At 50.8% G+C, this 12129-nt stretch carries 7 protein-coding genes; 5 read left to right on the forward strand and 2 right to left on the reverse strand.

What is annotated here, in order from left to right; all coding sequences use genetic code 11:
* Window positions 1-44: 44 nt before the first annotated feature.
* On the reverse strand, window positions 45-656 hold the full coding sequence (locus tag QVO66_RS00035) for a YiiX/YebB-like N1pC/P60 family cysteine hydrolase (protein ID WP_288172386.1): 612 nt from the start codon (window positions 654-656) through the stop codon (window positions 45-47).
* A 422-nt stretch (window positions 657-1078) separates the two neighbouring features.
* Here QVO66_RS00035 and QVO66_RS00040 point away from each other — a divergent pair, with 422 nt between their 5' ends.
* The 5 genes from QVO66_RS00040 (at window position 1079) to QVO66_RS00060 (ending at window position 10917) form a co-directional block, all read left to right on the forward strand.
* Window positions 1079-1657: a phosphatase PAP2 family protein gene (locus tag QVO66_RS00040; RefSeq protein WP_053398948.1), complete on the forward strand. Its 579-nt coding sequence runs from the start codon at window positions 1079-1081 to the stop codon at window positions 1655-1657.
* A gap of 212 nt (window positions 1658-1869) precedes the next feature.
* Window positions 1870-4569: a 4-alpha-glucanotransferase gene (locus QVO66_RS00045; RefSeq protein ID WP_021853305.1), complete on the forward strand. Its 2700-nt coding sequence runs from the start codon at window positions 1870-1872 to the stop codon at window positions 4567-4569.
* Window positions 4570-4676: 107 nt separating this feature from the next.
* Window positions 4677-6797: a glycoside hydrolase family 97 protein gene (locus QVO66_RS00050; RefSeq protein WP_021853306.1), complete on the forward strand. Its 2121-nt coding sequence runs from the start codon at window positions 4677-4679 to the stop codon at window positions 6795-6797.
* A gap of 224 nt (window positions 6798-7021) precedes the next feature.
* Window positions 7022-8935, forward strand: a complete 1914-nt coding sequence (gene pulA, locus QVO66_RS00055; protein WP_021853307.1) for a type I pullulanase — start codon at window positions 7022-7024, stop codon at window positions 8933-8935.
* 68 nt (window positions 8936-9003) lie between these two features.
* Window positions 9004-10917 (forward strand): alpha-amylase family glycosyl hydrolase, encoded by a 1914-nt coding sequence (locus QVO66_RS00060; RefSeq protein WP_021853308.1) that lies wholly within the window; start codon window positions 9004-9006, stop codon window positions 10915-10917.
* A gap of 317 nt (window positions 10918-11234) precedes the next feature.
* On the opposite strand, the gene QVO66_RS00065 is transcribed toward QVO66_RS00060, so the two are convergent.
* A partial coding sequence (locus tag QVO66_RS00065) for an IS982 family transposase (RefSeq protein WP_369678035.1) occupies window positions 11235-12129 on the reverse strand: 895 nt, incomplete at its 5' end.

Consider the following 12129-nt stretch of genomic DNA (forward strand, 5'->3'; position numbering starts at 1 on the left):
GTCATGAGAGGATAAAAGAGTTGCGGAAATGAGGAATAATAGGTTTAAAATGCAATAATCTTTTTTAGCGACTTGTTGTTACAGATGTCAGACGGCAGCATGCACCTTATTTTTTTCATGCCCGGCAGACTTATGTCGTGGCGCTCCGTTCCGGCCAGCGTCAGCCCTGCCTTGGCGTAGGCAAACTCCACGAGTTCGCAGCAGTACATCTTCGTGGTGTCGCTGTCGTCATAGTCGTGATCAAAGAGTGTGTTGCGGCGGTAGGTCTGCATGGCATATTCTGCTGCCTTCAGCGGTGTAATGGTGTCGCCCTTCAGTCTTTTCACCTCGCCGGCGTTGGCGTTTATCGGTGAGAAGAATTTCTCGGGCGTCTCCATCTTCACCCTGTCCGGGTCTCCCTCAAAATCTGGTTCGTCCGGCACGGCATGTACAATCATCTTTTTGCCGGCCGAGTCGACCACTATGCCCACATGCGAGTAGCGTCCGTTTCTGTCGGCCATCATCACCGCATGACTGCTTATGCCTCCTCCCCGGCGAAACACAATGTCTCCCGTCTTTAGCTCGCATCCTGCCGGAAATATGGTTAGGTCTTTTTTGTCATTGCAGGATATCAGCGTTGCCGTAAGAAGAGCCAGGCAAATCGCAGTTTTCATCATTATCTTTATCACTGTTCACAAAGATAAGCATAATAGACGTAATCACAAAATTCTGACAAAATTATTTACTCATCCTGCCGGAAATCCGTTATGCCGGATATATGGCAACAATGCTATTGTTCCGGCGGATTTATGCAAGTTGATGAGCATAGTGAAAATCCGTAATAAAGTATAAGGAGCCAACGGTCAGCGAAGCTAATTCTCAATCCGCTTGCTTCCTATGTATACTTTATAAGTATGAGTTTCGGATCGCAGATCCTGATACTTAAGATAGGATGCGGTTTGGCAATAAAAATAAAGTAAATTTATTTTGTATTGCTCTCACCTTTCACTATCTCTTGATAAGATAGGATGTGGTTCGGCAATAAAAATAAAGTAAATTTTATTTTGTATTGCTCTCACCTTTCACTATCTTTGCACCCATGCTACGCAAACTGATAATAATTGTTTTTGCAGTCTTTATGTCATCGGCCTGCAACGCACAGCAGCAGTATGAGCGCTATCATGGCGACGGCATCGACGAATATCTGCAGTATGTACCGCTGGCATCAACCTATGTGCTCAAGGCAGCAGGGGTTGACGCCCAAAGTTCGTGGAAGCGTCTGCTTGTCAATTCGGCTACGTCGTTTGTCATCAACGCCGGCGTAACCTATGCGCTGAAGCACACCATACATTCTACGCGCCCTGACGGCACCGACGACCATTCGTTTCCGTCGGGCCACACGTCGATAGCCTTCTGCGGAGCCGCCATACTGCATAAGGAGTTTGGCAAGGTGAGTCCGTGGATAAGCGTGGCAGGATTTACCGTGGCCACCGTTACTGCCGTAGACCGCGTTAGACGCAACCGCCATCACTGGGGCGACGTGGTGGCTGGTGCGGCCATTGGCGTGCTGTCTGTCGAAGCCGGCTACAGGCTTGGCGACCTGATAACCGGAGAGAAAAAGAAAAACGTAGATGTAGCTGTTATGCCCAACGGATTTACGCTTCTTGTAAATCTTTGAAATAGAGCATGGTGTGGGCATGCAGACAGGTTTGTGTAAACGATTGCATGATTAATTGAAAGATAACAGATAAATTTAGATTATCATTTATTTTTTTTATTATTATCTTTGCAGGTAAGATAAGTCGTGTCTTGAAACAAAGGCCATGGCGTGGCCTGCAGGGCATGATTTCATTATGTATCTTTTACAATGAAAACCATAACTCGTGACCTATGAATATACTTTTAAACATAGCTTATAATACGGCTTTTGGCGAAGAACTCGTGTTGAATGTCATCAACGGCAGAGAGAACGGGGCAGACGTTGTTACTCCATACAGGATGAGCACGTCCGACGGAAAGGTGTGGACCTACAGTCTGAAACTTGACGCCAAGACCGGTGAATATATAGATTATTACTACAGCGTGGTGAGAGGCGAGAGCAATGTTGTGAGAAAGGAGTGGACCGTGGCTCCCCACAGGCTTGAACTCGGCGCCGCAAAGGGCGGCCGCATCGTTGCCTACGACCGCTGGATAGGCATACCCGACAACTCTTATCTTTACAGTTCGGCCTTCACCGACTGCATAAAGCGTCGCCGTCTGTCGGCTCTGCCGCCTTCAGACCATGTGGCTACGCTGCGCATAAAGGTGCGCGCCCCGCAGCTCCGCGGCCATGAGCGCCTTGTGCTTGTGGGCAACGAGGTTACTCTGGGCACATGGGACGTGTTTAAGGGCCAGCAGATGTATGAGCACAACTACAACGAGTGGGTGGCAGACATCAATGCGCTGAAGATTTCAGGCAAGACAATAGAGTTTAAGTTTGTTGCCGTCGACGTGGCCGACACTGCCGAGATACTATGGGAAGACCGCTTCAACCGCACCATCGATGTGCCTGTGCTGGAAAAGGACGACATCATGGTGTATGAACTCGACGACGCTTTCTTCCCGATATACAATATACGCTGCGCCGGAACCCAGGTGCCGGTGTTCTCGCTAAGGTCGAGGAGCAGCTTCGGCGTGGGCGACTTCGGCGACCTGAAGAAGATGATAGACTGGGTTGCCCTGACACAGCAGCGTGTGCTGCAGGTGCTGCCTATCAACGACTCAACCACCACCCACACATGGACCGACTCTTATCCCTACAGCTGCATAAGCATCTTCGCGCTGCATCCTCAGTATGCCGACCTCAACGCCCTGCCGCCTATTGCCGACAAGGCCGAACGCGAAAGGTTTGAGGCCCTGCGCCAGGAACTCAACGCCCTGCCGCAGATCGACTATGAGCGCGTGAACAACGCCAAGAACGAATATCTGCGCATAATATATGAGCAGGAAGGCAAGACTGTGATGGCTTCGGCCGAGTTTAAGGCTTTCTTTAAGGAGGCAGAATCGTGGCTGGTGCCTTACGGACAGTATTGCTATCTGCGCGACAAATACGGCACGGCAGACTTCAGCAGGTGGCCCGACCATCATGCGTTCGACGAGGGCGAGCGTCATGCCCTTTCTGTTCAGCGCAATGCAGCATATAAGAACGTGGCTTACTATTATTTTGTGCAGTTTATCCTTAACTCACAGATGGCTGACGCCCATGAATACGCACGCTCAAAGGGCGTGATACTTAAGGGCGACATTCCTATCGGCGTAAACCGCTATGGCTGCGACGTATGGCAGGAGCCGCGCTACTTTAACCTTAACGGGCAGGCAGGTGCTCCGCCAGATGACTTCTCTGTGAACGGTCAGAACTGGGGCTTCCCGACATACAACTGGGACGAGATGATAAAGGACGGCTGCCGCTGGTGGGTGCGCCGCTTCTCAAACATGGCAAAATTCTTTGATGCCTACCGCATAGACCATGTGCTCGGCTTCTTCCGTATATGGGAGATACCTTACAATGCCGTACACGGCCTGCTGGGCCAGTTCTCGCCTGCACTCGGAATGACACGCGAGGAGATTGAGGCCTATGGCCTGCACTTCCAGGAAGAACTGTTCACCGAACCGTTCATCACCGACTGGGTGCTCGACCGCATGTTCGGCGAAAGGGCGGCAATGGTGCGCGACACTTATCTTGAGCCTGCACACGACGGCCGCTACCGCATGAAGCCCGAATATGACACACAGCGCAAGGTTGAGGCTGCCTTTGAGGGCAAGACCGACAAGGCTGACACCGACCTGCGCGACGGCCTGTATGCGCTGATAAGCGACGTGCTCTTTGTGCGCGACCATCGGGATCCCAATAAGTTCCATCCGCGCATATCAGTGCAGTTTGACTTCATCTACGAATCGCTCTACGACAGCGACAAGTTCCTGTTCAACAAGATATACAACGACTACTATTATCGCCGCAACAACCAGTTCTGGTATCGCGAGGCGATGAACAAGCTGCCCAAGCTGGTTGAGGCCACCCGCATGCTGGTGTGCGCCGAAGACTTAGGCATGGTGCCCGACTGTGTTCAGTGGGTGATGAACGAACTTAAGATACTCAGTCTTGAGCTACAGTCGATGCCGAAAGATCCGAGCGTGCGCTTCGGTGTGCTGTCGCGCAATCCTTACCGCTCGGTGTGCACGATATCAAGCCACGACACGCCGACGCTGCGCCAGTGGTGGGACGAGGATGTGAGCCGCACGCAAGACTACTATAACAACGTGCTGCAGAAATATGGCGCTGCGCCTCATCCGCTGCCCGGATGGCTTGCACGCGACATCATATCACGCCATTTGCTGTGCCCGTCAATGCTGTGCATACTGACCGTGCAGGACTGGCTGGCTGTAGACGAGAGCATACGCCTGGCCGACGCCAATGCAGAGCGCATAAACATACCTTCCAATCCGCGTCACTACTGGCGCTACAGGATGCATATGTGCATTGAAGACCTCATGGAGGCACACGACTATAACCAGAACATAACCGACCTTATCAAAGAGAGCGGACGTATGTAATTCTTTCATCATGATACACTGAAGACGTGCAGGCCAGGCAGTCAGGCCTGCCGTCTTTTATGCCAGACATGAATTTCTAACCTATATTCAATATTAACTTAACTAATATGCGTAAGATTTTATTTGCATTGATGCTTCTGCCGATGCTGGCAATGGCGCAGACCGTAAAATCTCCCAACGGCAATGTGTCGGTGAAGTTCTCGCTCGACAACGGGCGACCTGTTTATGAAGTTAGCTACAAAAAACGGGCTGTCGTAAAGCCGAGTTATCTGGGACTTGAGCTGGCCAAGACAAAGCACGCCAGCAAGGGCATGGAGGAAACCAGCCTGATGGACGGTTTCGTAGTTGCCAAGACTGACACTTCAACATTCGACGAGACATGGAAGCCGGTGTGGGGCGAGACTGCCACAATACGCAACCACTACAATGAGCTCGCCGTTACGCTCAACCAGCCGTCAACAAAGCGCAACATCGTTATCCGTTTCCGTGTATACGACGACGGAATGGGACTGCGCTACGAGTTTCCGCAGCAGGAAGAGCTCAACTATTTCGTTATAAAGGAAGAGCACACACAGTTTGCCATGGCCGGCGACCACAAGGCCTTCTGGATACCGGGCGACTACGACACGCAGGAGTATGAGACAGTGGAGTCGAAGCTCTCGGAGATACGCGGACTGATGAAGAGTGCCATAACACCAAACTCATCGCAGACCACATTCTCGCCGACAGGCGTGCAGACATCGCTGCAGATGAAGACCGACGACGGACTTTACATCAACATTCATGAGGCAGCCTGCGTAAACTATGCCACAATGCACCTTAACCTTGACGACAAGAACATGGTGTTTGAGTCGTGGCTCACACCCGACGCTCAGGGCTACAAGGGCTATATACAGACCCCGTTCAACACGCCGTGGCGCACGGTTATCGTGAGCGACGACGCACGCGACATGCTCTCTTCCAACCTCATTCTCAACCTCAACGAACCTTGCGCGCTCGACGACGTAAGCTGGATACGTCCTATAAAATACTGCGGTGTGTGGTGGGACATGATTGTTGGCCGCGGCACATGGAGCTACACCAACGACCTTCCGTCGGTTCATCTCGGCATTACCGACTACAGCAAGTGCAAGCCCAACGGCACACACTCTGCCAACAACGAGAATGTGAAGAAATACATCGACTTCGCTGCCGACAACGGACTCGACGAGGTGCTGGTTGAAGGATGGAACGAAGGATGGGAAGACTGGTTCGGACACTCAAAGCTCGACGTCTTCGACTTCATCACGCCTTATCCTGACTTCGATATCAAGATGCTCAACGAGTATGCCCACTCTAAGGGTGTCAAGCTGATGATGCACCATGAGACATCTTCGTCGGCATGGAACTATGAGCGCTGGATGGAGAAAGCATATGAGCTGATGAACAAGTATGGCTACGACGCCGTGAAGAGCGGCTACGTTGGCGACATCATTCCGCGCGGCGAGTACCACTACGGTCAGCTGATGAACAACCACTATCTGCGTGCCGTAAAGGAGGCTGCAAAGCATCATATCATGGTCAACGCACACGAGGCAACACGCCCTACAGGTCTTTGCCGCACATATCCTAACCTCGTGGGCAACGAGAGCGCACGCGGAACAGAGTATGAGGCGTTCGGCGGAAGCCGTCCCGACCACACTGTCGTGCTGCCGTTCACACGCCTTCAGGGAGGTCCGATGGACTACACTCCGGGTATTCTTGAAACTCAGCTCAACACATGGAGCGAGAACACTTCGTTTGTTCACACAACGCTCGTAGGCCAGCTGTCGCTTTATCTCGTTATGTACAGTCCGCTGCAGATGGCTGCCGACCTGCCCGAGAACTACATGAAGTATTATGATGCCTTCCAGTTCATACGCGACGTTGCCGTAGACTGGGACGACTCAAAATATCTCGAGGCCGAGCCGGGCGACTATATCACCGTTGCACGCAAGGCTAAAGGAACAGACAACTGGTTTGTCGGAGGTAAGTGTGACGAAAACGGACATAAGGCTGTCGTTAAGCTCGACTTCCTCGACAAGGGCCGCAAGTATGACTGCACGATATATGCCGATGCCAAGGACGCTCACTATGAGAAGAATCCTAAGGCATACGAGATAACACACAAGATTGTTAAGAAGGGCGACGTGCTCAAGCTGCAGGAAGCTCCCGGCGGAGGCTTTGCCGTGTCGCTCATTGCTCAATAACAATACAAAATACAGAAATGCGGAGAGGAAAGAAAACCTGACGTTTTCCAAAAGGCATCCTTTCAGGCTCCAAAAGGCCGTCTTTCTGCATGTAAAAGGCCACCTTTTGGAGCCTGAAAGGTGGCCTTTTATAATACCCTGACATACAGGATGTTATACCTGCTGTAGTAATATTTTATATGAACGACAAAAAAATACCAGAAAACAATAAAGCATACCACAGTATGAAATTTAAAAAGATTCTTGTTATGGGCATCTTGTCCTTCTTGCTGGCACCAAAGGCCGGTGCACAGACTTTCAGCGAGGCTTGTTATACTCCGGGGCTTACCCGTTTTCAGCTCTTTGCTCCCGATAATGCAAAGCAGGTTACGCTGCGCATATACGACGACGGACAGGGCGGCAAGCCGGTGAAGACCGTTAAGATGAAGCGCACGGCAGCCGAGACATATTCTGCCGAGCTTAAAGGCGACCTGAAAGGCAAGTTCTACACCTTTGACACCGGGGCAGGAGAGTGCGCCGGAGTGTTTGCCAAGGCAGTGGGAGTAAACGGACAGAGAGCAGCCATCATAGACATGTCTGCCACTGATCCCGAAGGATGGGACACCGACCGCATAACCGCGGTTGTAAGTCCGGCAGACCTCATTGTATATGAGATGCACCACCGCGACTTCTCTGTCGACTCTTCGTCGGGCCTTGTGAATAAAGGTAAGTTTTTGGCGCTGACAGAGCCTAAGGCTATAGAGCATCTGAAGAAACTGGGCGTAAATGCCGTACACATATTGCCGTCGTTCGACTACGCTTCGGTAGACGAGACACGCCTCAATGAACCTCAGTATAACTGGGGCTACGACCCGGTGAACTACAACGTGCCCGAAGGTTCTTACTCGACCGACCCCTATACGCCCGCAACACGCATTAAGGAGTTTAAGCAGATGGTGCAGGCTCTGCATAAGGCAGGCATACGCGTTATACTCGACGTGGTCTACAACCACACATTCAACATAGAGGGAAGCAACTTTGAGCGCACCTATCCCGGCTACTTCTACCGCAAGACAGCCGACGGACGCTGGTCTGACGGCTCGGGCTGCGGCAACGAGACGGCAAGCGAACGCCCTGCCATGCGCAAGTTTATGATAGAGTCGGTGCTGTATTGGGTTAAGGAATATCACATCGACGGTTTCCGCTTCGACCTCATGGGCGTTCATGACATAGAGACGATGAACCAGATACGTGCAGCTCTCAATAAGGAATATCCTGCCACAATAATATACGGCGAAGGCTGGTCGGCAGGTCCGTGTGCCTATCCGCAGGACAAGCTGGCCATGAAGGCCAACATGAGCAGCATGCCCGGCATATCTGCCTTTGGCGACGAGCTGCGCGACGCTATGCGCGGTCCGTTCAACGATGACCACAAGGGTGCTTTCCTGGCAGCTGTTCCCGGCAACGAGGAGAGCATAAAGTTCGGCATAGCCGGAGCAATCAGCCATCCGCAGGTAGACATGACAAAGGTAAACTACAGCAAGGAAGCATGGGCTGCAGAGCCTGTGCAGATGCTCAGCTATGTGAGCTGCCACGACGACATGTGCCTCGTTGACCGTCTGCGCACAAGCATTCCGGGCATAGGCATGGACGAGCTTATACGTCTCGACCTGCTTGCACAGACTGCCGTGATGACATCGCAGGGCATGCCGTTCATCCTGAGCGGCGAGGAGATGCTGCGCGACAAGAAAGGCGTGCACAACAGCTTTAACTCGCCCGACAGCATCAATCGCATCGACTGGACAAACCTTGAGAAGTATCCGCAGGTGATGGACTATTACAGCAAGCTCATCTCGCTGCGCAAGAATCATCCGGCATTCCGCCTCGGCACGGCCGACAAGGTGCGCCGTCATCTTGAGTTCCTGCCCGTGCAGGACAATCTCGTGGCCTTCCGCCTGAAAGACAATGCCGGAGGCGACGCATGGAAGAACATCATCGTGGTGCTCAACTCTGCCAAGGAGGCACGCACCGTAGCCGTTCCTGAAGGCAGCTACACCGTTGTCTGCCGCAACGGCGTTATCAACGAGAGCGGACTCGGCATTGTCAGCGGCAGCGAAGTGAACGTTCCGGCGCAGTCGGCACTCATCATTCACGACTGACAGTGCGCCAGACTTTACTTCAGACTCCACACTTCAGAACGACTGAAATAAAAAACAAATAAGTAATCATGAACAGATTAGTTTTATCCTTAAGCTTATTGCTCAGCATTATGACAATGAAAGCAGCGGTAAAGATAGACCGCATTGACCCTACCGACTGGTTCGTCGGCATGAAAAATCCGTCGCTGCAGCTGATGGTATATGGTGAAGGCATCAGGACAGCCGACGTTACTACAGATTATCCCGGCGTAAAGGTTGACAGCCTTGTGCGCCTCGACAGTCCCAATTATCTTTTAGTTTATCTCAATCTTGACGGAGCGCAGCCCGGAACGATGACGCTCAACTTTAAGAACAACGGTTCTACAAAGAAAGTGAAGTATCAGCTGAAGGCCCGCGAGATGAGCGGCGACAAGCGCATGGGCTTCACCAACGCCGACGTGTTGTATATGCTCATGCCCGACCGCTTTGCCGACGGCAGTCGTAAGAACAACACCGTGAAGACGAAATACAGCTATAAGGTTGACCGTTCGCAGCCCAGTCTGCGCCACGGCGGCGACCTTGAAGGCATACGTCAGCACCTTGACTATTTTAACGAGCTTGGCGTAACTGCGCTGTGGTTCACTCCCGTGCTTGAGAACGATTCGCCCGACAACGGCACTCAAAGCTCATATCACGGCTATGCCACAACCGACTATTATAAAGTAGACCCGCGCTTTGGCACCAACGAAGAATACCGCAGGCTCATAGACGAGGCACACCAGAAGGGACTTAAGGTGGTTATGGACATGATTTTCAACCATTGTGGCTTTGAGCATCCATGGATAAAGGACATGCCTTCAAAGGATTGGCTCAACACTCCCGAATGGCTCGCTGCAGCCGATAAGTCAGGCAAGAACGATAACGGCTCGGCTGACAGCAAGGTTAACGACCTCTACCTGCAGACAAGCTATAAGCTTACGCCTGTGGTTGACCCATATGCAAGCGACGTTGACCTGCATGAGACCGTTGACGGATGGTTCGTTCCTTCAATGCCCGACCTTAACCAGAGAAATCCTCACGTCATTAAATATCTCATACAGAACAGCGAGTGGTGGATTGAGACTGTAGGCATCGACGGCATACGCATGGACACCTATCCTTATGCCGATGCCGACGCCATGGCCCTTTGGATGAAGACTCTCGACGAGGAATATCCTAACTTCAACGTTGTAGGCGAGACATGGGTAACCGAGCCGGCATATACAGCCGCATGGCAGAAAGACTCTAAGATAGCCAAGAAGAACAGCTATCTGAAGACGGTGATGGACTTCAGCTTCTACGACAAGATAAACATGGCGAAGAAGGAGAACACAGACGACTGGTGGAACGGATACAACCGCATATACAACAGTCTGGTTTACGACTATCTTTATCCTAACCCGTCGAGCGTCATGGCTTTCATTGAGAATCACGACACCGACCGCTTCCTCGGCAACGGCAAGGACACAACGGCACTGAAGCAGGCTCTTGCACTGCTGCTCACCGTAAACCGCATACCGCAGCTCTATTATGGCACTGAAATCCTGATGAACGGCACAAAGGAAGTTACCGACGGCAACGTGCGCAAGGACTTCCCCGGCGGTTTCAAGGGCGACGAGCGCAATGCCTTTGCTGCTGAAGGACGCACAAAGGCAGAGAACGCAATGTTCACATGGCTGAGCAATCTGCTCCACTGGCGTCAGGGCAACGACGTGATAATCAAGGGCAGCCAGAAGCAGTTTATACCTTATAAGGGCGTATATGTCATTGCACGTCAGTATAACGGCAAGACCGTAATGACCGTTATCAACGGCACACGCAAGGATGCCGCTCTCTCTGTTAAGCGCTATGCCGAGGTTATCGGACAGACAAAGCAGGCACGCGACGTGCTGACCGGCAGCAGCGTGGCTCTTGATAAAGACCTGAAGCTCACTCCGCGTCAGGCTCTCGTGCTCGAGTTCTAAACAATATTGCCGGCAGCCTTCAGCGGGCAAATCTGCTGTAGGCGGTGCGGCGATAACTCTCCTGGCCGTTGAAACGTAACGGCTGTTTGGAGAAAAAGACCGAAAATGTCTTAGTTTTTTCATAAGCCCACAACAGTTTAACAGCGGTCTGATTCCGATGTTAGTTTTATAGGGGCTGCAAGCATGAAGATGCTTGTCGTTTAACCTGCGCCATGCCGTTTCTGTTCGATTGGCGCAGGTTTTTTGTTTTTTAACCCAAATCAGTCATAAGGATTCGGTCGGGATTTTTGTTTTATATTAACGTGAGTTCGACGAATTTAGAATAATGCAAGCTGTGTGTCAATAGTTCTCGTAACATTGATACATGGCTTCTTAGGAAAACAGCAATATGCCGCAATTGCACTCAAGAGGTTAACGATAAAATTATCAAAGGCCCTATGCCTTGAATGTTCCACTTGTGCTATATTTTTGAGTTCGTCATTGACGGTCTCAATAATGGCTTGTTTCCTGAGAAACAGTTTGTCAGAAACGGACATCAGTGCACCTTTCATATTGCTCTTCAACTTGGTTATAAGTTGTATTCCATCAACGAATAATCTCTGAAACAGGTTCTTTCCTATATACTCCTTGTCCCCGACAAGCTTTCCATATATAAATTCTACAAAGGCTTTATATTCAAGCGGTTTACGGTCATCAACATCCCTCGGCGTAATCATAAAATTCAGAAGTTCTCCACGTTCGTTGCATATCAAATGCAGCTTGAATCCGAAAAACCACCCCATGGGGCATCTTCCTCTTTGTGCTATTCCCTTGAACGTTTTATGAATATGTATTCTTTGGTTCTTGCATACCCGTAAAGGAGTGCTGTCAACAAAACTGATGCCTGTACATTTGCCCAAAAGAACCTTCTTGATGAATATGGCCAGCGGGATGGCAACGTCTTTTTCCAATTCAACAAAACGGTTGTAAGAAACGACCTTTGGAAAGAAATGGTGCATATGTTTGCAGATTTTTTCCTGATAGAAATGCTTCAGACAACGGTATCCTGAGTCATGGAAAAGTATCATGATAAGCATGATTTCTGCCTTGGACATGGTGGAATCACGGTGGTATTTGTGCTTTGCGCTTGGTTTAAGCGTATATTTTGCCGTCATAGCATCAAAAAATTTGCAGAAGTCGTCTGCCATACAAAATAATTCTATAACTTTGCTC

This window comes from Prevotella sp. CAG:255, from assembly GCF_000431195.1.
Classification (GTDB): domain Bacteria; phylum Bacteroidota; class Bacteroidia; order Bacteroidales; family Bacteroidaceae; genus Prevotella; species Prevotella rara.

Excerpts from the sequence above, each read along its gene's own strand:
- QVO66_RS00035 (WP_288172386.1), bottom strand. The coding sequence starts at position 656 with ATGATGAAAACTGCGATTTGCCTGGCTCTTCTTACGGCAACGCTGATA.
- QVO66_RS00040 (WP_053398948.1), top strand. The coding sequence starts at position 1,079 with ATGCTACGCAAACTGATAATAATTGTTTTTGCAGTCTTTATGTCATCG.
- QVO66_RS00045 (WP_021853305.1), top strand. The coding sequence starts at position 1,870 with ATGAATATACTTTTAAACATAGCTTATAATACGGCTTTTGGCGAAGAA.
- QVO66_RS00050 (WP_021853306.1), top strand. The coding sequence starts at position 4,677 with ATGCGTAAGATTTTATTTGCATTGATGCTTCTGCCGATGCTGGCAATG.
- pulA (WP_021853307.1), top strand. The coding sequence starts at position 7,022 with ATGAAATTTAAAAAGATTCTTGTTATGGGCATCTTGTCCTTCTTGCTG.
- QVO66_RS00060 (WP_021853308.1), top strand. The coding sequence starts at position 9,004 with ATGAACAGATTAGTTTTATCCTTAAGCTTATTGCTCAGCATTATGACA.